The sequence below is a fragment of the Nocardia arthritidis genome (assembly GCF_011801145.1).
Classification (GTDB): Bacteria; Actinomycetota; Actinomycetes; order Mycobacteriales; family Mycobacteriaceae; genus Nocardia; species Nocardia arthritidis_A.
This window is the reverse complement of sequence record NZ_CP046172.1, coordinates 865,596-888,098: the sequence shown is the minus strand read 5'-3', so window position 1 is coordinate 888,098 and position 22,503 is coordinate 865,596. Positions and strand designations below refer to the sequence as shown.

General features: G+C 66.8%; 20 protein-coding genes and 1 pseudogene. 14 read left to right on the top strand and 7 right to left on the bottom strand.

The window, feature by feature from the left end:
- Positions 1-46: 46 nt before the first annotated feature.
- The 7 genes from abc-f to F5544_RS04175 all read left to right on the top strand — a co-directional run bounded on the left by abc-f (position 47) and on the right by F5544_RS04175 (position 7,295).
- Entirely contained in the window at positions 47-1,651 is a 1,605-nt protein-coding gene (abc-f, locus tag F5544_RS04205) for a ribosomal protection-like ABC-F family protein (protein ID WP_174867267.1), read from the top strand.
- A gap of 35 nt (positions 1,652-1,686) precedes the next feature.
- Entirely contained in the window at positions 1,687-2,349 is a 663-nt protein-coding gene (locus tag F5544_RS04200; protein ID WP_167471945.1) for a CatB-related O-acetyltransferase, read from the top strand.
- Positions 2,349-3,584 (top strand): macrolide family glycosyltransferase, encoded by a 1,236-nt coding sequence (locus F5544_RS04195; protein WP_238847078.1) that lies wholly within the window; start codon positions 2,349-2,351, stop codon positions 3,582-3,584. The genes F5544_RS04200 and F5544_RS04195 overlap by 1 nt, the downstream gene beginning before the upstream one ends.
- Before the next feature lie 15 nt (positions 3,585-3,599).
- Entirely contained in the window at positions 3,600-3,998 is a 399-nt protein-coding gene (locus F5544_RS04190) for a DUF6153 family protein (RefSeq protein WP_167471944.1), read from the top strand.
- Positions 3,999-4,074: 76 nt separating this feature from the next.
- Positions 4,075-5,601 carry a multicopper oxidase family protein gene (locus F5544_RS04185; RefSeq protein WP_167471943.1) on the top strand — a complete coding sequence of 509 codons (1,527 nt, stop codon included), beginning with the start codon at positions 4,075-4,077 and terminating at the stop codon, positions 5,599-5,601.
- Between the two features lie 133 nt (positions 5,602-5,734).
- Positions 5,735-6,508, top strand: coding sequence for a hypothetical protein (locus tag F5544_RS04180; RefSeq protein ID WP_238847077.1), 774 nt, complete (start codon positions 5,735-5,737; stop codon positions 6,506-6,508).
- A gap of 280 nt (positions 6,509-6,788) precedes the next feature.
- A complete protein-coding gene (locus F5544_RS04175; protein ID WP_167471942.1) occupies positions 6,789-7,295 on the top strand; it encodes a hypothetical protein in 507 nt (168 codons plus the stop codon).
- A 7-nt stretch (positions 7,296-7,302) separates the two neighbouring features.
- Here F5544_RS04175 and F5544_RS04170 read toward each other — a convergent pair whose 3' ends face one another.
- Together F5544_RS04170 and F5544_RS04165 are read right to left on the bottom strand one after the other, a co-directional pair.
- Positions 7,303-7,761 carry a MaoC family dehydratase gene (locus F5544_RS04170; protein ID WP_167471941.1) on the bottom strand — a complete coding sequence of 153 codons (459 nt, stop codon included), beginning with the start codon at positions 7,759-7,761 and terminating at the stop codon, positions 7,303-7,305.
- Between the two features lie 43 nt (positions 7,762-7,804).
- Positions 7,805-8,731 carry a zinc-binding dehydrogenase gene (locus F5544_RS04165; RefSeq protein ID WP_167471940.1) on the bottom strand — a complete coding sequence of 309 codons (927 nt, stop codon included), beginning with the start codon at positions 8,729-8,731 and terminating at the stop codon, positions 7,805-7,807.
- Between the two features lie 85 nt (positions 8,732-8,816).
- Between F5544_RS04165 and F5544_RS04160 the strand changes: the two genes are divergently transcribed.
- Both F5544_RS04160 and F5544_RS04155 read left to right on the top strand, forming a co-directional pair.
- The gene (locus F5544_RS04160) at positions 8,817-9,368 is read left to right on the top strand and encodes a TetR/AcrR family transcriptional regulator (RefSeq protein ID WP_167471939.1); all 552 of its coding nucleotides are present in this window, start codon (positions 8,817-8,819) and stop codon (positions 9,366-9,368) included.
- 23 nt (positions 9,369-9,391) lie between these two features.
- A complete protein-coding gene (locus F5544_RS04155) occupies positions 9,392-10,012 on the top strand; it encodes a pentapeptide repeat-containing protein (RefSeq protein ID WP_167471938.1) in 621 nt (206 codons plus the stop codon).
- 14 nt (positions 10,013-10,026) lie between these two features.
- On the opposite strand, the pseudogene F5544_RS04150 reads toward F5544_RS04155, so the two are convergent.
- Positions 10,027-12,339 (bottom strand): annotated as a pseudogene (locus tag F5544_RS04150) (MMPL family transporter); the annotation flags it as partial.
- Positions 12,340-12,694: 355 nt separating this feature from the next.
- On the opposite strand from F5544_RS04150, the gene F5544_RS04145 reads away from it, so the two are divergent.
- Positions 12,695-14,101, top strand: a complete 1,407-nt coding sequence (locus F5544_RS04145) for an alpha/beta hydrolase (RefSeq protein WP_167471936.1) — start codon at positions 12,695-12,697, stop codon at positions 14,099-14,101.
- 47 nt (positions 14,102-14,148) lie between these two features.
- Here the strand turns inward: F5544_RS04145 and F5544_RS04140 are convergent, their stop codons facing one another.
- Both F5544_RS04140 and F5544_RS04135 read right to left on the bottom strand, forming a co-directional pair.
- Entirely contained in the window at positions 14,149-14,979 is an 831-nt protein-coding gene (locus F5544_RS04140; protein ID WP_167471935.1) for an alpha/beta fold hydrolase, read from the bottom strand.
- 65 nt (positions 14,980-15,044) lie between these two features.
- Complete coding sequence (locus tag F5544_RS04135; RefSeq protein ID WP_167471934.1) at positions 15,045-15,806, bottom strand: class I SAM-dependent methyltransferase; 762 nt, start codon at positions 15,804-15,806, stop codon at positions 15,045-15,047.
- A 95-nt stretch (positions 15,807-15,901) separates the two neighbouring features.
- Between F5544_RS04135 and F5544_RS04130 the strand changes: the two genes are divergently transcribed.
- A complete protein-coding gene (locus F5544_RS04130) occupies positions 15,902-16,585 on the top strand; it encodes a winged helix-turn-helix transcriptional regulator (protein ID WP_167471933.1) in 684 nt (227 codons plus the stop codon).
- Here F5544_RS04130 and F5544_RS04125 read toward each other — a convergent pair.
- Positions 16,551-17,975 carry a short-chain fatty acyl-CoA regulator family protein gene (locus tag F5544_RS04125; protein ID WP_167471932.1) on the bottom strand — a complete coding sequence of 475 codons (1,425 nt, stop codon included), beginning with the start codon at positions 17,973-17,975 and terminating at the stop codon, positions 16,551-16,553. The genes F5544_RS04130 and F5544_RS04125 overlap by 35 nt on opposite strands.
- A gap of 155 nt (positions 17,976-18,130) precedes the next feature.
- On the opposite strand from F5544_RS04125, the gene prpD reads away from it, so the two are divergent.
- The 3 genes from prpD to F5544_RS04110 are packed head-to-tail and all read left to right on the top strand — an operon-like array spanning position 18,131 to position 21,656.
- The gene (prpD, locus tag F5544_RS04120) at positions 18,131-19,636 is read left to right on the top strand and encodes a 2-methylcitrate dehydratase PrpD (RefSeq protein WP_167471931.1); all 1,506 of its coding nucleotides are present in this window, start codon (positions 18,131-18,133) and stop codon (positions 19,634-19,636) included.
- Positions 19,633-20,547, top strand: coding sequence for a methylisocitrate lyase (gene prpB / locus F5544_RS04115; protein WP_167471930.1), 915 nt, complete (start codon positions 19,633-19,635; stop codon positions 20,545-20,547). Before prpD ends, prpB begins: the two co-directional genes overlap by 4 nt.
- Positions 20,547-21,656, top strand: coding sequence for a bifunctional 2-methylcitrate synthase/citrate synthase (locus tag F5544_RS04110; RefSeq protein ID WP_167471929.1), 1,110 nt, complete (start codon positions 20,547-20,549; stop codon positions 21,654-21,656). The genes prpB and F5544_RS04110 overlap by 1 nt, the downstream gene beginning before the upstream one ends.
- On the opposite strand, the gene F5544_RS04105 is transcribed toward F5544_RS04110, so the two are convergent.
- Complete coding sequence (locus tag F5544_RS04105) at positions 21,653-22,486, bottom strand: alpha/beta hydrolase family esterase (protein ID WP_167471928.1); 834 nt, start codon at positions 22,484-22,486, stop codon at positions 21,653-21,655. The genes F5544_RS04110 and F5544_RS04105 overlap by 4 nt on opposite strands.
- Positions 22,487-22,503 lie beyond the last annotated feature (17 nt).

The window sequence follows — 22,503 nt, the reverse complement described above, 5'->3', positions numbered from 1 at the left end:
CGGTCCATGACGGCCGCGTCGTATTCGAATGCTTCGGAGAGTGCACATGCCAACACAGATCACCGCGCACGCGGTCGGCAAATCCTTCAACGGTCGTCTCGTCCTCGACGAGGTGAACTGCTCACTCGCCGCGGGTGAGCGCACCGGGATCATCGGCGAGAACGGGTCCGGTAAGACCACCCTGCTGCGCATCCTCGCGGGACGCGTGCGACCCGACCGGGGCGAGATCGTCGTCCAAACCGACGGCGGCGTCGGATATCTCGCACAGGATGAACGGCTCGCACCGCATCTGACGGTGCGGCAGGTGATCGACCGGTCGCTCGGCGAGCTGCGCCTGCTCGAACGCCGGATGCGCCGCCTCGAGCAGGCGATGACCGAGGGCGACCAATCCGCGATGGCCGAATATGGCGAGATCGCAACGGTTTTCGAACTGCGCGGCGGCTACGACGCCGACGCGCGGGTCGAACGTGCCCTGCACGGACTGGGTTTGGGCCTGGTCGACCGCGATCGCACCGTCGGCGGACTGTCCGGCGGCGAGCAGGTTCGCCTGCGCCTGGCCGCGCTGCTCGCGGCGGGCACCGAGGTGCTGCTGCTCGACGAGCCGACCAACCATCTCGACGACGACGCCATGACCTGGCTCGAGGACCACCTGCGCACCCGTCCCGGCACCACGGTGACGGTCTCGCACGACCGGGTTTTCCTGGAGCGGATCGCGACCAGCCTGCTGGAGGTCGACGCGGACACCCACCGCGTGGTCCGCTATGGCAACGGCTACGGCGGTTATCTCGGCGAGAAGGCGGCGGCGCGGGCACGGTGGGCGCAGTCGTATGCCCAGTGGCAGGCCGATATCGATCGGCTGCGGGAATCCGCCGCCACCACCGCGCGTCAGGTCGCCCCGGGACGTGCGATGCGGGACAACAACAAGATGGCCTACGACCGTGCGGGCGGGCGGGTGCAGCAGTCGCTGGCCAGCCGGGTCCGCAATGCCGAGGAGAAGCTGCGCCGCCTGCTCGCCGACCCGGTGCCGCCGCCACCGGAACCGCTGCGTTTCACCGCGGCGGTTCGGGCTGGACGGGCGAACGGCGTCGTCATCGACGCCACCGACATCACCGTGCACGGACGGCTCGACCGGACGAGCATCACGGTCGCCGCGGGCGATCGCCTGCTGCTCACCGGCCCGAACGGCGCGGGCAAGTCCACCATGCTGCGGGTGCTCGCCGGTGAACTCGCACCGGATGGCGGCACGGTCACCCGCCACGGCCGGATCGGCTATCTCGCGCAGGAGCCAGGGCCCGCCGTGGCCGGACAGACGCTGCTGGCCGCCTTCGGCCGCGGACGCTCGGGCGACGTCGCCGAACAGTTGCTCTCGCTCGGACTGTTCCGCCGCGACCAGCTCACGACGCTCGTGGCCGACCTGTCGACGGGTCAGCGGCAGCGGCTGGCGCTCGCGCGCCTGGTCACCGAGCCGTCGGAGATCCTGCTGCTCGACGAGCCGACCAATCACCTCTCCCCCGGCCTGGTCGAGGATTTGGAGGCCGCCCTGGCCGAATACCGGGGCGCGCTCATCGTGGTCAGCCACGACCGGCGGCTGCGGCAGCGCTGGCAGGGCGCGCACCTCGCCATGCGGGCACCGGCCCGGGCCGCGGCCTGACAGTCCGAATATCAACTTACCCAAGGAGTTTCGCCATGCCAGACCCTACCGCGCTACATCCCATGGCGGGCCAGCCGCGCGTGGTGTTGCTGAAGCCGCTTGTCACCTCGCCCCTGATCGAGGTCGGCGAATTCTCCTACTACGACGACCCGGACGACCCGACCGCGTTCGAAACCCGAAATGTGCTGTACCACTATGGACCCGAGAAATTGATCATCGGCAAGTTCTGCGCGCTGGCCACCGGCGTGCGGTTCATCATGAACAGCGCCAATCACCGCATGGACGGCCCGTCCACATTTCCCTTCCCGATCATGGGCGGTTCATGGTCGCGGCACGTCGACCTGGTCAGCAACTTGCCGAACCGCGGTGACACCGTCGTCGGCAACGACGTCTGGATCGGCAACGGCGTGACGGTGATGCCCGGTGTGCGAATCGGCAACGGCGCCATCGTCAGCACCGGTTCGGTGGTCACCGGCGATGTTCCCGATTACGGCATCGTCGGCGGAAATCCGGCCCGCCTCATCCGGACTCGCTATCCCGCCGAGGATGTCGCCCGGCTGCTGGCGCTGGCTTGGTGGGATTGGCCGCTCGAGCACATCACTGAGCACGTCCGAATCATCATGTCCGGCAGCATCGACGATCTGGCGGCCGTCGCTCCCGAAGTTACCGCGCCCCTTACGAATCGAGTGGAGAACTGATGCCCTCGCGCCCGATCCATATCGCGATGGTCGGCATCCCGATCGTCAGCCATGTGCTGCCGAGTCTCGAGATCATCCGCGAGTTGGTGGCCCGCGGCCATCGCGTGACCTACGCGAACGACCCGGCCGTCGCGGAGCTGATCACCGCCACCGGCGCCGAATTCGTGCCGTGTGCCTCCCTACTGCCGGTCGCCGACAACAGCTGGCCGGCCGACCCCGTCGATATACAGAATCTTTTCCTGGACAACGCTATTCACGCACTCCCGCAGCTACGCGCCGCCTACGACAACGACCGCGCGGACATCTACCTGTACGACATCGGCGCGTATGCCGCCCGCGCCATCGCCGAAATCCAGGACCGCCCGCTCATCCAACTGTCCCCGACCTTCGTGGCGTGGAAGGGCTACGACGAGGAGGTCGCGGCACCGCTGCGTCGGCTCCCGGGAGCCGACGCCTACCTGACAAAGTTCGCTCGATGGCTCGCCGAAAACGGCGCGTCCACCACCGATGTGGACGCCTTCGCCGGACCGCCCGGCCGAGCACTGGCCATGATTCCCCGAGCAATGCAACCGCACGCCGATCAAGTCGACACCGGCACAGTGACATTCGTCGGCCCATGCTTCGAAGTCGGTGCGGGCGCAGAAGTTTGGACCCGCCCCGCCGATGCGGAAAAGGTTCTGCTGATCTCGCTCGGTTCGGCGTACACCCGCCAACCGGAGTTCTACCGCCAGTGCCTGCGCGCCTACGGCGATCTGCCGGGCTGGCATGTCGTCCTCCAGATCGGAAAGCACACCGACCCTGCGGAACTCGGCGCGATACCGCCCAATGTCGAAGTGCACTCCTGGGTTCCGCAGCGGGCGATCCTGGCTCGGGCCGATGCCTTCGTCACGCACGCGGGCATGGGTGGCAGCGCCGAAGGGCTGCTCGCGGGCGTCCCGATGATCGCCGTACCGCAGGCCGCCGAACAGTTCATCAACGCCGACCGCCTGGTAGAGCTCGGCGTGGCCCGTCGAATCGATACCGTGGCGGCTACCGCCGCAGCTCTCCGGGCGGCGCTGACCGAACTCACCTCGGATCCGGAGGTGGCCCGCCGCTCGGCCCTGCTGCGCGCCGAAGCACTGACCGAGGGCGGTACCCGTCGCGCCGCCGACCTCATCGAGGAGGCGGTGCCCGCGGCAGGCTTCCATACGGAGCAACCGCTCAGCGAAGCGCTATATACCCCCGAGGGGTTATAACGCTATGCTGGCGGCGTGGTCGACCAGCATCGCCCCCGTCGAGTGTCCGGACCCGTCCGGATGCTGGGTTTGCTGGTGCTGTTGAGCGCGGTGGCCGTGATGCATGTCGGCCTGTTCTCGCTCGGATCCGGCTCGAATCAGGCCGAGCAGCATGGCATGGCCATGGTCGCGTCCGTACCCGAGCACATCGATCACGCACAGCCGGATGGCAAGACCGTGCACCACGAAGCGACGCATCCGTGTGTCTTCATCCTGACCGCGCTGGTGTTCGCGATCGGATTGATGCTGCTCTATCGGCTCACCACCATCGGTGACGGACATTTGCCACCGATCCCCCGCTGGTCGGCGCACGCCGAACGGCCACCGCCCCGGACCGCGCCTTCCCTCGCCGAATTGTCGATTCTGCGGATCTGACGGATCCCGCCGCTACCACCTGCTGTGGCGGCGGCATTCAACGACACCCAGAATCGGCATCGACCAGGGAGAACCCATGTCCGCCAACCAGTTTCCGTTCCAGCTCACCCGCCGCGGCTTCCTCGCCCTCGGCGCATCCGCCGCGGCAATCGGCCTCGCCGCATGCGGTGACAATTCCACCCGCACGCTCGTCCAACCCGACTCCGACCCGGTTCGCGCGGCCGAGAAGGCCCGCCGCGCCGCCGACGCCAAGGTCCGTACGGTAGCGCTGCGGGCCCAACCGACCACGGTGGACCTCGGCGGCGTCCAGGTGCCGACCTGGACGTTCGATGGCGCGTTGCCCGGCAGGGAAATTCGGCTGGCGCGTGGTGAGGTGCTGCGCGCCGACTTCACCAATTCACTGCCCGCGCCATCGACCATCCACTGGCACGGGCTCGCGCTGCGCAACGATATGGACGGCGCGCCCGGCGTCACACAACCGGAGATCGCACCCGGCGGCACTTTCCGATACGAATTCACCGTCCCCGACGCGGGCACCTACTTCTTCCACCCCCACGTCGGGGTTCAGCTCGACCGAGGCCTGTACGCGCCGCTGATCGTCGAAGACCCCGCGGATGGCAACGACTACGACGTGGAAGCCGTTGTCGTGCTGGATGATTGGCTCGACGGTGTCAACGGGCGCGATCCCGACCGACAGCTGGAGCAATTGCGCGCCAAGGGTATGTCGGGCATGAATATGGGCGGATCCGGCGGAATGAGCATGGGCACAATGACAATGCCCACCGACCCGGACGCACCGCTGGGCTCGGACACCGGCGATGTCGGGGACTATCCCCACTACCTGATCAACGGCCGAATCGGCGCCGACCCAACGACCTTCACCGCCCGGCCCGGCCAGCGCATGCGACTGCGGATCATCAACGCCGCCGCCGACACCGTCTTCCGCGTCGCCCTCGGCGGCCACCGGCTGCGCGTCACCCACGGCGACGGCTATCCCGTCCAACCCATCACCACATCGAGCCTGTTAATCGCCATGGGCGAACGCTACGACGTGATGGTCGAGCTCGCCGATGGCGTCTTCCCGCTTGTCGCCTCGGCCGAAGGTAAAGCGGGACAAGGCTTCTCGCTGATCCGAACCGGCGGCGGCACCACTCCCCCCGCCGATATCCGACCGGCCGAACTCACCGCGCCGCCGCTGACCGGGGCCGGGCTCAGGGCCGCCGACTCCGTCCGTCTGCCCGGCCGCAAACCCGACAAGACACTGGACATCGCCCTCGGCGCGGATTCGACCAAATACCTCTGGACCATCAACGGACAGGCCTACCCTGACCACGCTCCGTTGGATGTGGTTGCGGGACAGCGAATCCGGCTGCGCTTCCGCAATAACACGATGATGTTCCACCCGATGCACCTGCACGGCCACACCTTCCAGGTGGTGAACCCGACCGGCGACGGCCCCCGTAAGGACACCTCGATCGTCCTGCCCATGCAGACCCTGGAGGCCGACTTCGACGCCGTCAACCCGGGCCAATGGATGGTGCACTGCCACAACGCATATCACGGTGAAGCGGGCATGATGAGCGTCGTCTCGTACGTGCGCTGAGCACCGAGGGGCCGGGAAATCCCGGCCCCTCCCAGCGCGTGACGCGCATCATAGAGCGCCCACTTGTATATACCCCTATGGGGTATTAATTTCGCATGTGTCGAAGCGTCGCAAGATCGGAAAGGCCCCAGTGATGACCACCCAGACCCACACCAATCACCATGGCGCACACGGGGATCACGCCCAGCACGGCGGCGCACTGCCGGGCGGACTCCAGATCACCCAGGACGGATACACCTTGGCGCTCGCGGAGCCGATCGCCCACCCCGGCGAGATCGACTTCCGGTTCCGGATTCTCGGACCCGACGGTGCGCCGGTCACCGATTACGCACCGCTGCACGATCGCGAGCTACATCTGATCGTGGCGCGGCGCGAGCTGACCGGGTTCTGGCACGTCCACCCCGAACTCACCGCGGACGGCACCTGGACGGTCCGGCTGAATCTTCCCGACGCGGGCGCCTACCGGGTCTTCACCGATATCGCCCCGCGCGCCCTCGGCCGGACCATCACCCTCGGCGCCGACCTCGCCGTCGCGGGTGACTATGCGCCACAACCGCTTCCGGCGGTTACCCGCACCGCGACCGTGGACGGCTACAAGGTGACCCTCGACGGCGATCTCGTACCCGGCACCGGCCGCATGCTCACGCTGACCGTGCACAAGGACGGCGCGCCGGTCACCGATCTACAGCCCTACCTGGCCGCATACGGGCATCTGGTAATCCTGCGCGCGGGCGATCTGGCCTACGTCCATGTCCACCCGAACGGCGAGCCCGGTGACGGGGTCACCGCCGCGGGACCGGACATCACTTTCCACACGGCCGTACCCGGCCCCGGAACCTACCGGCTGTTCCTGGATTTCCGGCACGGCGACGTGGTGCGAACCGCCGCATTCACCTTGACCGCCTGAGCATCGCCGCTGGCCGAAAGTGCCGCTGCGAACTGGAAATTCATCCATACCGTTCCGAAACCACAAGGCGGGCACCAATCTCCGGCGCCCGCCTTATCGGCGTCGGAGACTTCCGAATCTTCGACGCGTCGGTAACTCCAAGATGTGATGTAGGTTACACATCACGTGCGCTATGTATTCGTAACGGCTAATACTCAGCTACCGATATGGCCGATATCGAGATGCAGGCGAACCCATGCATCGAGCAGTTGGAGTCCCGACTATGTGAGAGTGAGAGCCGATGAGCACCACCACCCGCGCGTGTGCACGAGTTCTGACCATCGTCGCCGCCGCTCCGATCGCGTTCACCGTTGCCACCCAAGCCGCCGACGCGGCCCCCGACACCGTGTATTTCAGCTACGGCCCCGAGGTCAACTGCGCCATCACCGGCGACGGCACGGTCGGCTGCGACGTAACCCCGAGCAGGTACCCGAGCGTCCCGGTCGGCAACACCTACCTGCCACTGCCGTTCATCCCGGTCGCCCAGGTGGTCATCGACCAGCCCTGGCTGCCCGCCCATCCGGGCGAGGCGCCCGGCGCCTTCACCCTGCCGGGCGGAAACCCGGCCATGTCCGATGTCAAGACCGGCGAGGGCTACGCGAGCATTCGGGTAGACCACGCCGGAGCGACCTGCGTGTCGACCGGCGGCCACTACTCCGGCCCCGGCCTGAGCTGCAGCTCCAAAGGACACTCCTTCTCGCTCTACAGCGACCATCAGGGCGTGCGGGGCGGAATCATCATGCAATGACATCCGATCAGGACCAGAGCACCCTGGTGAGAGTTTCGGCGACACAGGCGGGTTTGGTCCCGCCGTCGATCTCGACGGTCTGGGTGATCGTCAATTCGGTCCAGCCGCTTGACAATTGGCGTACGTCGTCCAGTGTTCCGGTGGCGCGCAACCGCGAACCGGCCGGAACGGGCGCCGGAAAGCGAACCTTGTTGAGGCCGTAGTTCACCGCAGCCGTCGCGCCGGGTATCGCGAACTGGTTCCAGGAGAAGTGGGCCAGCAGCGAGAGGGTCAGGTAGCCGTGCGCGATGGTCGCGCCGAACGGGCCGGTCGCCGCGCGGGCGGGGTCGACATGGATCCATTGCCGGTCCTCGCTCGCCGCCGCGAATCCATCGATCCTGGCCTGGTCGACGAGCAGCCATTCGCTGACGCCGAGCACCTGGCCGATGTGGGCGCGCAGTTCGTCGACGGTGTGGAAGGTTCGCATGATTCCTCACTGAATTCGATTGTGGTGACCTGATATTCAACGTCTAGGACACCGTCAGAACAGCCTTGCCGCGCAGGCGTCCCCCGGCCATGTCGTCGAGCAGGCGCGCGGTATGGCTCCAGTCTCGGTGGTGCCCTATCGGCACCGTCAATTCGCCGCCCGCGACCAATACGAGCAGCCGCTCCAACTCGCGCGCGTCGCGATCGGGTCTGCCGTTGTCGCCGTAGACGAACTGTCGCAGCGTCAACGATTGCCCGGCGCGCAATATGTCGAAGAAATCCAGGCTCAGCGGTTGGCCGCTCGCCTGCCCGAACCACAGCAGCAGGCCCGCGGTGCGCAGCTTGTGCGCGGCCGCCGAACCCAGCGCTCCGCCGACCGATTCCAGCACCACGTCGACCGAGCCGTCCGGCACCGCCGCGATATCGGTCACGACCTCGGCACCCGCCGCGACGAGGTGGTCGACCGGCTGCCCCGATTCGGCGACCGCGAGCACCCGCGCACCACCCGCGACGGCCAGCCGGATCACGAGTTGTCCTACGCCGCCGCCCATTCCGGTCCCCAGGATGGTGGCACCCGCGAGCGGACCCGCCAGTTCGAGCAGCCGCACCGCGACCAGACCCGCCAACGGCAATGCCGCGGCCACCGCCGCCGGCACCTCATCCGGGACGCGCGCGAGCCGCTCCGACGGCACCGCGACGAGTTCCGCCGCCGCACCACCGGACGGCAGGTGGAATGCCACCGCGGCGCCCGGCTCCGGTCCGCTGCCGTCGGCCGCGGCGGCCAGCACCACGCCCGCCGCGTCGACGCCGGGCCGGAATCCGGCGACTCCGCTGCGCAGGTACAGGTAATCCGCCCGATTCAAACCGAATTCGGCGACGCGGACCAGGGACTCACCCGAGCCCGGCGTCGGGGCATCGACCTCGCCGATCGTCAGCTCGCCGGAATCGGCGTCCGAAACAAGCGCACGCATGCGTCCTCCATAAAACGGTAGCATCACTACCGGATCAACGTAACATAAAACGGTAGTCCTGCTACCGTTTCAAACCGGAGGTGTGATGACCGAGGCCCAACGCGCGCCGCGCAAGGATCAGCTGCGCAATCGCCGCAAACTGCTCGACGCCGCGCGCATCGCCTTCGCCGAGCACGGCCCCGATATCAGCATCGATGCCATCGCCCGCCGGGCCGGTGTCGGGACCACGACCTTCTACCGGCACTTCCCGACCAAGGAGGCGCTCGTCGAGCAGTTGCTCACCGAGTTGATCGACAGGTCGCGCGAGGTCGTGGTCCGGGCCGCCGAAACACCCGACGACTGGCAGGCATTCACCATCGTCTTCACCGAGGGCTGTGTGCTGGAGCCCGGCGAAGTGCTCCTGTTCGACACGCTGTGCCGCACCGGCCCCGCGGCGGCCGAACAGGGGCATCGGGCCACCGCGGATCTCATCGCGACGGTGACCGAGCGGGCACAGCGCGCCGGTGTGCTGCGCGCCGACGTCACCGCCGACGACATCGCCGCATTCATGCGGATGGCCTACTCGGCGCCAACCCCCGAACAGCGTCGGCTGGCCCATTCGGTGCTGCTGGCCGGGCTCGTGAATGTCGATGGGTGACCGCATGATGGACGGGAAATCCCTTGGCAGACCGTAGAAACGGCGAGCAGCCGCCGCCGACCGAGCACACGATTCGCGGCGAGGACTGGTACGGCAGGGAATTGGTCGACGAGCGGCACACCAGGGTCGAGTTCCTAGATGTCGATATGAGCGAAACCGCAACGCGGAATACGGTTTTCACCGAATGCGCCTTCCGCAACGTGAACTTCTCCCAATCCGTCCACCGCAGCACGGCCTTTCTTAACTGCACCTTCACCGCATGCCGGTTCTTCGAAACCGAGTTCACCACCTGCAAACTCACCGGCAGCATGTTCGATCGCTGCACCTTCACCTTGTTCGAAGCAATCGGCGGGGATTGGTCTTTCGTCGGCCTGCCCGGCGCCGACCTGCGCGGCACCACGTTCACCGACCTGCGCATGCGCGAGGCCGACCTCACCTTCGCCCGCTGCCAGAAGGCCACCTTCCGCGACGTCGACCTGTCCGGCGCCTGGCTCAGCAAGGCCGATTTCACCGAATCCGACCTGCGCGGCAGCGATCTCACCGCACTCGACCCACTCATCACCGCGATCGCCCGCGCGATCATCGACCCGGATCAGGCGATCGTCCTCGCCACCGCCCTCGGCGTGCGGGTGCTGCCCGGCTAGCGCACGATGGGAGTCGTCGGGGCCTCGGCATCGGGGTCGCGAATTGTGCGCGGCCGCGGGACCTCTCGCCCGCGACGCGGCGACCCGACACCCGGGACGACCGCCATCCGCTCGGTCACCGGATCGGTGATGGGCGTGGTTTTCACCAAATCGATGACGCCGCCGGGGTGTTCGTGTTCGAGGACCGGTTCGCCGAGGCCGGCCCTGCGCTGAATTCGCTTCAGCCACTGCGGCGCCCACCAGCAGTCGTCGCCGAGCAGCCGCATGGTGGCGGGCACCAGCAGCATGCGCAGCACGGTGGCATCGATGAACAGCGCCGCGATCATGCCGTAGGCGATGTACTGCATCATCACCAGTTTCGAGAAGGCGAACGCACCGGTCACCACGAGCAGGATCAGGGCGGCGGCGGTGATGATGCGACCAGTGTGCGCGGTGCCGACCCGGACGGCCTCGGTGGTCGACGCCCCCTTCGCGCGCGCTTCGACCATCCGGGATATCAGGAAGACCTCGTAGTCGGTGGACAGGCCGTAGATGATCGCGATGATCAACACCAGCACGTTCGCCTGGATCGGTTGCGGCGTGAAATTCAGCAGCCCCGAACCGTGGCCGTCGATGAAGATCCAGGTCAGGATGCCGAGCGTGGAGCCGAGGCCGAGCGCGCTCATCAGCGCCGCCTTGATCGGCAGCACCAGCGACCCGAAGGTGAGGAACATCAGGATCGTGGTGAGCAGCAGGACCAACACCACCATGATCGGGATCCGGAACAGCAGGGCGTCGATACTGTCCTTCTGCAGCGCCGGAATCCCGCCGACCAGCATCGTCACGCCGTCGGGCAGTTCCATGGCGCGCAGGTATTCGATCGTCGCGCCCGCGTTGTTGATATCAGCGACATTGGCCTTGGTGCGGAAGACATCGGGGCGATTCCCGGGTTTCGGCACCTCGAACTCGGTCGCCAACCCGGGCGCCTGCTGGGCCTGCTTCACCACCGGGCCGACCGCAAGCGAGTCATCGGCCAGGAAGACCAGCTCGATCGGATCGGAGCGGCGCTGCGGAAATAAGGTGTCGATCTGCTCTTTCGCCAACCGCACCCGATTGTCCGGCGGTAGGTACTTCTCGCTGAAACCGCCGAAGACGAGGTGCTGCACCGGCAGGATCAACAGCAGCAACACGATGCACAGCGAAACACTGATCTTCAGTGGGTGTTTCATCACCCACACCGTCATCCGGCCCCAGAAGCCGTTCTCGATCTGCTCCGTGGTTTTGGTTGTGCGGAATCGTTTGAGCCCCAACGCGTCGACCCGCTTGCCGAGGATGCCGAGCACGGCGGGCAGGATCGTGATCGCGGTCAGCGCGGCCAGCGAGACCGTCGTAATCGCGCCGTATGCCATGGATTTGAGGAAACCCTGCGGGAAGAGCAGCATCCCGCCGAGGCTGGCGATGATCATCGTCGCCGAGAACACCACGGTGCGCCCGGCCGTCATCACCGTGCGCCGCACCGCGGCGGCGGTGTCGTAACCCTCGGCGATCTCCTCGCGAAACCGGCTGACGATGAACAGGCCGTAGTCGATCGCCAGCCCGAGGCCGATCATCGTAACCACCGAGGAGACGAAGGAATTCACCTCGGTGAAGTTGGTGAGCACCCGCACGATGCCGAGCGCGCCGAGCATGGTCAGGCCGCCGATGGCCAAAGGCAGTGCGGCGGCGACGATTCCGCCGAAGATGAAGAACAGCAGCACCCCGACCGCCGGGATGGCCAGAATCTCCATCCGGTGCAGATCCTCGTCCATGGTGTCGTTGAGGGTGCCGGTAATCGGTTGCAGCCCACTGACTTGGACGTCGACGCCCGGTATGAAGAAAACGTCCTTGACCTTGCGATAGTTGCGCACCATCGTGGTGTCGTCATCGCCGCGGATCCCGATCAGCGCGATCGCGTGCTTCTTGTCCGGCGTCGCGGCCGCCGACGCACTGGCCATACCGCCCGCGGCGGGCCAGTAGGCGGCGTTGATCCCGATGATCTGGTCGGGATGCTCGCGCGGCAGGCTTTTGAGGTTGTCGATGATCTTGCCCGCGAACTCCGGATCGTCGACCGTCTTGCTATCGGGCGCGGTGTACAGCACCGCGACATCGACGCCGTGATCGCGGCCGAACGCCTCGTCGGCCAGTCGCGAGGCCTGCGCCGATTCCGAGCCGGGATCGTAGAGCCCGCCGGAGGACAGATGGTCCTGCAGGCCGAAACCGTAGCCGCCCAAGGCGAGCAGGCCCGCCACCGCGACACCGATCACCCCGAAACGCAGCCGATAGACGATGCGACCCCACCAGGTGAACAACTAAGCCGCCGGGGTTCTCGATAGTAATGCCACGCGGCCGTTCCCTTCACATCGTCCTCGCTCGGTTTACGAGATCAAACGTACCGGTGCGTCGGCGGATGCCTTCCCAGACAGTCGAAGTCGCAACTTTGATCTCAGGGTCGAAATCAGGGTTGCTCCCGATGATGCCGCCGAGCCGTATCTCTACGCTGATTGCGACGAGCGGCAGCGCGACGGCGAGGGGGTTTACTTGTATATCAACCTGTTTCGACGCAGGACGGCGATTCGCACCGGCGGTCGCGGCATCGCGGCGGCATGTGCGGCGATCATCGTGGGAACGTTTGCGGGAGCCGGTATTTCCCACGCGGATGCCGGGATGGAGCGGTTCTATCAGCAACGCCTGGATTGGCGCGCATGCGACGACGAGGCGCTGGATCGTGCCGGTGCGCGCTGCGCCGATGTCACCGTGCCGTTGAATTACGGTGAGCCGCAGGGCCGTACGATCACCGTCGCGATCTCGCGGGTACCGGCCGCCGACCCGGCCCATCGGCGCGGGGTGCTGCTGTCCAACCCGGGTGGCCCCGGCGGTTCGGGACTCGACTTGACCGTGTGGCTCGGGGACAAGGTGCTCGCGCCGGATGTGCGCGACAGCTACGACCTGATCGGCATGGATCCGCGCGGCATCGGCCGCTCGACGCCGGTTTCGTGTGGTTGGCCCATCGGCTCCCCGCTCCAATCGGCCGGACCGGATCTGCTGAGCTTCGGCGAATCCGTTGCGACAGCGGCGGATCTGGCCGCACGCTGCATCGCCACCCAGGGCGACCAGGTCTCCTACATCACCACCCGCAACACCGCCCGGGATATGGATGTGATCCGCGCGGCGCTCGGCGAGGAGCGGATCAACTACTTCGGACTTTCCTACGGCACCTATCTGGGTTCGGTATTCACCCAGATGTTCCCGGAACGCGTCGAGCGCGTCGTGCTGGACAGCGCCGTCGATCCGGAGCGCTATCACGTCGCCATGATTCAGGATATGGGTGCGCCGAACGAGGCGGCCTTCGACGCCTGGGCCGCGTGGGCCGCCGACCGTGACGATCAATATCACTTCGGCACAACGGGTTCCGCCGTTCGCGCGACGATCACCGACCTGATCGGGCGGTCGGCGCGCCGGCCGATCCGGATCGGCGGCGACGCGGTGAGCGTCCACGTGCTGCCCATGCTGGTGTTCGACGGGATCGTCGACGCCAGGAAGTATCCGGTGCTGGCCGATGAGCTGCGCCAAATCACCGATGCCGCAAACGGTCTGCCGGTGCAACCCGGCAAGGAGCTGAAACGCGCGCTGGACGACTATCTCCACCCGGCGCCGGACGCACCCGAATCCGGTCCCGCGCAGGCGATGATCCTCTGCGGCGACGCACCCGCACCGCGCGACCCCTCCTGGTACTGGCGCAATATCGAGGCCAGCCGGGCGACCGAGCCGATGTTCGGGGCGTTCGCCAACAATCTCACCCCGTGCGCGTTCTGGCTTCCACCGGTGGAAGCGCCTACGGCCGTGCATAATTCGGTGCCCGCGCTGATCTTGCAGGCCACCGGCGACCCGCGCACCGCCTACCGCGACGGCGTCGGCCTGCACCGGGCGATGACCGGATCGCGGTTGATCACCATGCCCGATGTGGTGACGCACGGTGTATCGCCCAAGAGCTCATGTGCCCGGCGGATAGTGGACGACTACTTCCGCGACGGCACCCTGCCCGGCGATGACGTCACCTGCCCGGCGGGCTGACCGGATCCACTGCGGCGCGGTAGTTTTCGATCGAACCGCCGGGATGGTCACTCCGCGGCGACCATCAGGACCTGGAGCAGCTGCCGAGCGAATTCGGTTGCCTCGGTGCGTATCCCGTTGTGCGCGCCGGGAAACTCGACGAGATCGGCACCCGTCCGGCGCGCGATTTCAGCCGCAGGGCGATACGGCAGGCAGCCGCGGGTCTCCCTGCCGACCGCAAGCACCAACCGGCCGGACACGGCCGCCAGCGCCGGGCAATCCGGTATGTAGGAGGTGAATTCGCGCAACTCGTGCTCGATCATGAGCGGCCCGTTGGCCGCCAGCCTGGCCCACATCTCGGCGGCGCGCGGCGATAGCTCCGCGACCTCGGGCGCCGGTTTCATGGCCGACCCGATTCCGGCGAGGAACCGCGCCCCCGCCGCGGCGACACCCTCGCTGTGCAGCAACGCGTAGACCTCGTCGACCATCGCCCGATGTTCGGCGGCATCGGGCAGCACGGCGAAACTCGGCGGTTCGTGCGCGACGAGCAGCCGCACCCGATCGGGGTGTCGGGCCAGCAGGTCGAGTCCGACGATGGCGCCGCTGCTGGTGCCGAAGACGAAGGCCGGTTCATCGGTCAGGTGCTCGAGCAGCCGGTAGGCGTCATCGCTCTGGACGACCACGTGCTGGTCGGCGGGCTTGCCGGGGTCGAGGGCGCTGCGCGAATAGCCGCGCGGGTCGAGTGCCGCGACGGTGAAATGTCGCGCGAGCACCTCGGCCATTCCGTCGAAAACTCCGGCATCGCCGCCACCGCCGGGCAGCATCAGCAGCAGCGGGCCGCTGCCGCGCACCTCGTAATAGATGGTCGCGCCGGGTACGGGCAGGGTCTCGGATCTCATCGCTGTTTCCTTACTGAACAACCTTCTTCCTACTTGCAGTAGGTTAAAACCTAATTTAATTAGGATCAACGTGTCCTGCGGCACACCGCGTGCAGGATCCGCATGCCGCCGGGGCCGACCTCGTCATGCCGGATGTCCAGCCCGGCCTTGCGGCATTGCTCGGCCAACCAGCGCGGCGACAGCCGGAGTTTGGGATAGCTGCCTGCCGCGAACCGCCAGCCGTCACCGTCTCGGGTGTGCAGCAGGTCGTGCACCATGACCGTGTCCTCGTCGACGTAGTCGAGGAAGCAGGTCAGGACCCGGTCGGCGGTACCGCGGACCGGAATGAACCGGTTCGCGCCGTCGAGTTCGGCGGTCAGGTCGCGGTAGGTCACCACGAAGCTGCCGCCGGGTCGCAGCGCCTCGGCCACATTCGCGATCAATTCCGGCACATCGGCACGTTCGGGTAGGTGCGGCAGGGTATCGCCCATGCAGACGACGGCCGCGACCGAACCCGCGGCCGCGAGCTCCGGCAGCGTACCGCGGATATCCCGGTGCACCGGACGGATATCGGCCGCGATCCCGCGCCGCTCGGCGAGTTCGGTCAGCTCATCGAGCAGCGCGGCGCTGGTATCGACTGCCGTCACCGTGTAACCCAGCTCGGCCAACGCCAAAGTCTGTGGACCGCAACCACTTCCGAGATCGAAAGCGGTCGCACCGGATTCCGCGCCGAGTCCGAGGCGGCGGAGCAATTCGGCCTGCGCGGCCGCGACGGCCTCGACATCCCCGCCGAGCATCCAGGTGTAATGCTCGGCGAGCAGGCGCTCGTAATGGTCTGCTGCGGTCATGGTTTCGCACATCCTTCGCCGGATCCGGTTCGTCGAGGTCAGCTTGCCGAAGCAGTAACGTCGATGGCCGGTACAAGAACTGGACTGGGGTGCGCATGCCACAAGGAATCGAATACTGCCCGGTCTCGATGGGCGCCGAGGCGATCGGCGACCGCTGGACCCTGCTGCTGGTGCGCGAACTGCTGCTCGGCTCGCGCCGGTTCAACGACATCCATCGCGGCCTGCCAGGTATCAGCCGGACCCTGCTGTCCGGTCGGCTGCGCCGACTGTGCGCGGGCGGGCTGATCGCCCGCGAACTCGACGCCGAGGGCAGACCCGAATATCGGCTCACGCCCGCGGGAGCCGCGCTGGAACCGCTGGTGTGGCAGCTCGGGGATTGGGCGCGCCGCTGGTGTTTCGGCGAACCGCAACGCGAGCAGTTCGATACCGCGCTGGCGCTGTGGCGGTTGCGGCAGTACGTGCGCCGCGACCGGCTGCCCGCCCGGCGCGTGATCGTCGAATTCATCATCCGCGACGCGGTCGACGAGCTCGCGTGGCTCGTGCTCGCGCCCGAGGAGACCAGCGCCTGCCACCGGCACCCCGGCTACGACACCGACATCTGGGTCACCATCGAACCGGCCGAGCTGCACCGGCTGGTGGCCGGGGCCTCGACCATCGACGCGGCCATCCACAGCGGAAAGTGCTGTGTCGCAGGCGATCCCGAGCTCGTTGCCGAATTTCCGCGCTGGTTCGCCTGGCGCACGGTCACCGCAGCGGCATCGGAGCGTAAGGCACGGTAGGCGCCCTGTTGTCGTCGACCTCGATCCGCCTGCCGAGTTGCGGGAAGGCGCGCTGGGCGCAATCGAGTCGGTCACAAACCTTGCAGCCCGCGCCGATCGGGACGGCCGTGCCGGGATCATCGATCGGCAAACCTTGGGAATAAACGAGTTTGGCCGCATAGGCGAGGTCGCAGCCTAGGCCGATCGCGAAATCCCGCTTGGGCGAAAGGTATCCGGGCGTCTTGTCACCAGTGGTGCGCGCCAGCCACAGATAGTTGCGGCCGTCGGGCATCCTGGCGATCTGGGTGCGGATGCGGCCGGGGGTGGAGAACGCCTCGTAGACCACCCACAGCGGACAGCTTCCCCCGACGCGGGAGAAGTGAAATGCGGTGGCCGACTGACGTTTCGAGATGTTCCCGGCCCGATCGGTGCGCACCAGGAAGAACGGGACCCCGCGCGCGCCCGGCCGCTGCAACGTCGAAAGGCGATGGCATACGGTCTCGAAGCCGACCTCGAATTTCGCGGCAAGCAGCTCGATGTCGTAGCGCAACGTCTCCGCGGCGGCGCGAAATTGCGTGTAGGGCAAGATGAGTGCCCCCGCGAAATAGTTCGCCAGCCCGATCCGGAGCACGCCGCGGGAGCGTTCCGGCACCGATTCGGCACCGGCTATCAGCTCCTCGAGGGTTGCCGACTGAGTGAGAAATGCCAGCTGCGTAGCCAATTGGAAGGCCCGCTGTCCCGGCGAGAGGCGGCGCGCGAGGGTGAGCACCCTGGCCTCGGGATCGTAGAGCCGCTTCGGGCCGGGCGCGTGCGGGTCATCGGTGCGGATCACCACCGCGATCTGATGCTGTTCCCGCAGGATTCGGCTGAGCTGGAGGTCGAGGCCGCCGAGCGTCAGGCCGTTGCCGGCGAACAGCTCCTCGGCGGCGGTATCGAGCTGGGCGATGTGGTTGCGCCGGTCGTAGAAGTAGTCCTGCACATCCTCGTACGGCCGGGCGATCGTGGAATCCGCTGCGTCGCTGTCTATTCCGGCAGACACCCGCTCGAGTTGCTCGGTGGCGCCGCGCAATCGGCGATGCAGGCCGACGAGTATCCGGCCCGCGGCGGGCACCCTGGCGACCAGATCGTCGATTTCGGCGGTCGTGATATCCGCGCCGTCGGGTTCCTCGGCGAATACATCGTGCAGGTCGGCGATCAGCCTGGCGTCGGTGTCGGCGGCGAAAAAGCCCATATCGAGATCGAATCCGGCATTGAGCCGCAACAGCACCTGCACCGTCAACGGCCGCTGATCGTGCTCCAACTGGTTGACGTAGCTGACCGAGATCCCGAGCGTCTTGGCGAGCGCGGATTGGGATAGCCCGCGTTGCTCCCGCAGCGCACGCAACCTGCCGCCCGCATACATCTTCTGCATATGGGAAATCTAGCAGTGGCCATTTACACAACTTTCACAATTTCACCGGTCGCATTACGCAAAAGTAGGCATTTGCGAGCCATTTTCGCAGGTATTCGGGTTGTGTAGCGTGCGAAACGTACCGGTGGAAATGCGAAGTCGAAAGGTCGTCGACCATGAAGGATCATCTCGTCCGCACCCATCGATCCGCCGCGGAATTCCCGCACGAGGAGCACCTCGCATGGCGGATCGCCGAGGTCGCCGCCGATACCGTCGCGGTGGCACCGGAGACCGAGGAGATGATCGTCAACCGGATCATCGATAACGCCGCGGTCGCGGCCGCCGCGCTCACCCGCCGTCCCGTCGCCAATGCCCGCGCCCAGGCACTGGCCCATCCGTATGAACCGGGCGCGGCCGTCCTCGGCGTCGGCGGCGGGTATTCACCGGAGTGGGCCGCGTGGGCCAACGGAGTCGCGGTGCGCGAGTTGGACTTTCACGACACCTTCCTGGCCGCGGAATACTCGCACCCCGGCGACAATATCCCGCCGATTCTGGCCGTCGCCCAGCACGCGGGCCGATCGGGTCGCGACCTGATCCGCGGCCTGGCAACGGGTTACGAGATCCAGATCGACCTGGTGCGTGGAATCTGCTTGCACGAGTACAAGATTGATCACGTCGCACATCTGGGCCCGTCGGCGGCGGCCGGTATCGGCACGCTGCTCGGCCTCGATACCGAGACCATCTATCAGGCCATCGGTCAGGCGCTGCACACCACCACGGCCACCCGTCAGTCACGCAAAGGCGAGATCTCCAGCTGGAAGGCATACGCTCCCGCGTTCGCCGGGAAAATGGCGGTCGAGGCCGTCGATCGGGCGATGCGCGGCGAGGGCGCGCCGTCGCCGATCTGGGAGGGCGAGGACGGCGTGATCGCATGGTTGCTCGGCGGTCCGGATCGGGAGTACACCGTGCCGCTGCCCGGCCCCGGCGAACCCAAGCGCGCCATTCTCGACTCCTACACCAAGGAGCATTCGGCCGAATACCAGAGCCAGGCACCGATCGATCTGGCGCGCCGAATGCGCGGGCGCATAGGCGATTTGGACCAGATCGCATCGATCGTGCTGTATACCAGCCAGCACACGCACGTGGTGATCGGCACCGGCTCGGGCGATCCGCAGAAGTTCGATCCACACGCGTCGCGGGAAACCCTGGACCACTCGGTCATGTACATCTTCGCGGTCGCCCTGCAGGACGGCGTCTGGCATCACGAACGCTCATACGCGCCCGAGCGCGCCCAGCGGCCCGACACCGTCGAGCTGTGGCAAAAGATTTCCACCGCCGAGGATCCGGAGTGGACCCGCCGCTACCACTCGACGGATCCGAGCGAGCGGGCATTCGGCGCGCGGGCCGAGGTCACGCTGAAGAGCGGCGAGGTGATCGTCGACGAACTCGCCGTCGCCGACGCGCATCCGCTCGGCGCGCGGCCGTTCGCCCGCGAACAGTACATCGCCAAATTCCGCACGCTGGCCGAAGGCGTCATCGCGCCCGCGGAGCAGGACCGATTCCTCGAGGTCGCGCAGCGCGCCGCCGAACTGTCGGCAGGCGAACTGCCACAGCTGAATTTCACCGTCGCCGAGGAAGTGCTCGCGCGCACACCGCGGCTGCCGAAGGGACTGTTCCGATGACCGGTCTGCTCGCCGCCGCGACCCGCGCCGCCGACAAACGCGCCGCGTTCCGCGCCGGCCTGGCCTCGAATCGCATCCAACGATTTCCCGGCGCGTTCAATCCGTTGGTGGCCAAGCTGATTCAGGAGATCGGCTTCGAGGGGGTCTACGTCTCGGGCGCGGTGCTCTCGGCGGACCTCGGGTTGCCGGATATCGGGCTCACCACGCTGACCGAGGTATCCGGGCGCGGGCAGCAGATCGCGCGGGTCACCGATCTGCCGGTGCTGATCGACGCCGATACCGGTTTCGGTGAGCCGATGAGCGCGGCGCGGACCGTCACCGTGCTGGAGGATGCCGGGATCGCCGGGTGCCACCTGGAGGATCAGGTGAATCCGAAGCGATGCGGGCACCTCGACGGCAAGGCCGTGGTACCGGCCGAGGATATGGTGCGCCGACTGCGAGCGGCCGTATCCGCTAGGCGCGATCCGGATTTCGTGATCTGCGCCCGCACCGACGCCGCCGGGATCGAGGGCATCGACGCGGCGATCGAGCGGGCGAAGGCATACGCCGACGCGGGCGCGGACCTGATCTTCACCGAGGCGCTGCGCGACGCGGCCGACTTCGAGAGGTTCCGCGCCGCGGTGCCGATTCCGCTGCTGGCCAATATGACCGAGTTCGGCAAGTCCGAATTGCTTTCGGCGAGCACGCTGGAATCGATCGGCTACAACGCCGTCATCTATCCGGTGTCCACGCTGCGGTTGGCGATGTGGGCGGCCGAGACCGGGCTGCGCGAAATCTATGAGCAGGGCACCCAGGCGGGCCTGCTGGACCGGATGCAGCACCGCGGCAGGCTGTACGAACTGCTGCAGTACCAGCGCTACAACGAATTCGATTCCGAGATATTCAATTTCACCCTGGGAGGGGATCAGTAATGGAAACCGTCAACAAGGGCCTCGCGGGCGTCGTCGTCGACACCACCGCGATCTCGAAGGTGGTATCGGAAACCAACTCGCTGACCTATCACGGCTACGCCGTCCAAGATCTGGTGGCGCACTGCGGTTTCGAGCAGGTCGCCTATCTGCTCTGGCACGGCGAACTGCCGACCGATGCCGAGTTGGCGGCGTTCTGCCAGCGGGAACGGGCCGCCCGGCCCGCGGACCGGTCGCTGCTCGCGCTGGTGGCCAAGCTGCCGGACAACTGCCACCCGATGGATGTGGTGCGCACCGCGATCAGCTACCTGGGCGCGGAAGACCCACTGGAGGACGACAATTCGCCGAAGGCGAACCGCGCCAAGGCATTGCGCATGATGGCGGTGCTGCCCACCATCGTGGCCGCCGATCAGCGCCGCCGCAGGGGCCTCGATCCCATTGCGCCGCAGGCACATCTCGGATTCGCGGAGAACTTCCTGAACATGTGCTTCGGCGAGGTGCCGTCGCGGGAATTGGTGCGGGCGTTCGAGGTTTCGCTGATCCTGTACGCGGAACACAGCTTCAACGCGTCCACCTTCGCCGCCCGCGTCGTCACCTCGACGCTCTCGGATATCTACAGCGCGATCACCGCCGCCATCGGCGCGCTCAAGGGTTCGCTGCACGGCGGCGCGAACGAGGCGGTCATGCACGACATGCTGGAGATCGGCGAACCCGAGCTGGCCGAACAGTGGCTGCGAAATAAGCTGGCGCGCAAGGAAAAGGTCATGGGCTTCGGCCACCGGGTGTACAAGAACGGCGATTCCAGGGTGCCGATCATGAAGCGGGCGCTCGACGATATCGCCGCGGCCACCGGCGGACAGCGATGGGTGCGCATGTACGAAATACTCGAGCGCACCATGTTCGAGGCCACCGGCATCAAGCCCAACGTCGACTTCCCCACCGGCCCCGCGTATTACCTGCTCGGCTTCGATATCGAACTGTTCACGCCGATCTTCGTGATCAGCCGCATCACCGGCTGGACCGCGCACGTCATCGAGCAGTGCGCGTCCAACTCGCTGATCCGGCCGCTGAGCGAATACGTCGGCGTGCCACAGCGTTCCGTTGTCGCTTAACGGAGTCCGAAGAAGTCGGCGATCACGGCGGGCGCGTCGAAATCCATTGCGGTCCTGCCGAGTATGGGTAGCGCCCGCTTCGTCCCGGGAATGGTGTGGCCGCCGCCGTGCACGGTGTAGAGGACGACCGGGTGTTCGTCGTACGGGTATTCCAGACGCTCGACCGGCAGCCGCCCCGCCGAAACCGAATTATGGCGCGGCGCGGCGGTGATGCCGTTGCGCCTGGCGTAGTAGGCGGCGGTGTCGGCGGCCGACACGTGCCGTCCGCGCGGAAAGAAGCCCCACATGCTGGTGACTCCGCCCGCGTAGGGCACGAGCGGATCCTTGGTGCCGTTGATCAGCAATACCGGCAGCGGATCGGTGCGCCGGGCGGCGGGCACGAAATTCTGCTCCTCCGGCTGTGTCGCGGCGATGATCGCGACACCGGCGAACCGGTCCGGTATCTCGTGGATCAGCCGGATGATCATGTGGCCGCCGTTGGAATAGCCGACCAGATACACCCGGGACGGGTCACCGCCGTGGTCGACCAGACGGTCGACCACGGCTTGAATGAAGGCGACGTCATCGATTCCGGCCTTGCGGGTCGCGAACGGGATATCCCGCCGGGCGTCGTTCCAGTGGCGGCGGTAGCCGTCCGGATAGGCGACGAGCGCGCCGAATCGCTCGAAGGCGTTGGCGGTGAAACCCCTTGCGCCATCGGCATTCTGGCTGGAGCCGTGCAGGTACAGCACTATCGGCGTTCGGCTCGTCTCCTTCGGGCGGGCCAACAGGTAGGTGCGCTCCATCGCCCCGGCCCGCACCGACTCCCTCGTCACCGCTGACTTGGTCATCCGTCCATCATTCGATA

Bases quoted from the DNA above. Each gene is read 5' to 3' on its own strand.
- F5544_RS04195 (WP_238847078.1), top strand. From the start codon at position 2,349: ATGCCCTCGCGCCCGATCCATATCGCGATGGTCGGCATCCCGATCGTC.
- F5544_RS04160 (WP_167471939.1), top strand. From the start codon at position 8,817: ATGACCGAGGCCCAACGCGCGCCGCGCAAGGATCAGCTGCGCAATCGC.
- F5544_RS04140 (WP_167471935.1), bottom strand. From the start codon at position 14,979: ATGAGATCCGAGACCCTGCCCGTACCCGGCGCGACCATCTATTACGAG.
- F5544_RS04185 (WP_167471943.1), top strand. From the start codon at position 4,075: ATGTCCGCCAACCAGTTTCCGTTCCAGCTCACCCGCCGCGGCTTCCTC.
- F5544_RS04145 (WP_167471936.1), top strand. From the start codon at position 12,695: ATGGAGCGGTTCTATCAGCAACGCCTGGATTGGCGCGCATGCGACGAC.
- prpD (WP_167471931.1), top strand. From the start codon at position 18,131: ATGAAGGATCATCTCGTCCGCACCCATCGATCCGCCGCGGAATTCCCG.
- F5544_RS04180 (WP_238847077.1), top strand. From the start codon at position 5,735: ATGACCACCCAGACCCACACCAATCACCATGGCGCACACGGGGATCAC.
- F5544_RS04125 (WP_167471932.1), bottom strand. From the start codon at position 17,975: ATGCAGAAGATGTATGCGGGCGGCAGGTTGCGTGCGCTGCGGGAGCAA.
- F5544_RS04130 (WP_167471933.1), top strand. From the start codon at position 15,902: ATGCCACAAGGAATCGAATACTGCCCGGTCTCGATGGGCGCCGAGGCG.
- F5544_RS04170 (WP_167471941.1), bottom strand. From the start codon at position 7,761: ATGCGAACCTTCCACACCGTCGACGAACTGCGCGCCCACATCGGCCAG.
- prpB (WP_167471930.1), top strand. From the start codon at position 19,633: ATGACCGGTCTGCTCGCCGCCGCGACCCGCGCCGCCGACAAACGCGCC.
- F5544_RS04105 (WP_167471928.1), bottom strand. From the start codon at position 22,486: ATGACCAAGTCAGCGGTGACGAGGGAGTCGGTGCGGGCCGGGGCGATG.
- F5544_RS04175 (WP_167471942.1), top strand. From the start codon at position 6,789: ATGAGCACCACCACCCGCGCGTGTGCACGAGTTCTGACCATCGTCGCC.
- F5544_RS04110 (WP_167471929.1), top strand. From the start codon at position 20,547: ATGGAAACCGTCAACAAGGGCCTCGCGGGCGTCGTCGTCGACACCACC.
- F5544_RS04135 (WP_167471934.1), bottom strand. From the start codon at position 15,806: ATGACCGCAGCAGACCATTACGAGCGCCTGCTCGCCGAGCATTACACC.
- abc-f (WP_174867267.1), top strand. From the start codon at position 47: ATGCCAACACAGATCACCGCGCACGCGGTCGGCAAATCCTTCAACGGT.
- F5544_RS04165 (WP_167471940.1), bottom strand. From the start codon at position 8,731: ATGCGTGCGCTTGTTTCGGACGCCGATTCCGGCGAGCTGACGATCGGC.
- F5544_RS04200 (WP_167471945.1), top strand. From the start codon at position 1,687: ATGCCAGACCCTACCGCGCTACATCCCATGGCGGGCCAGCCGCGCGTG.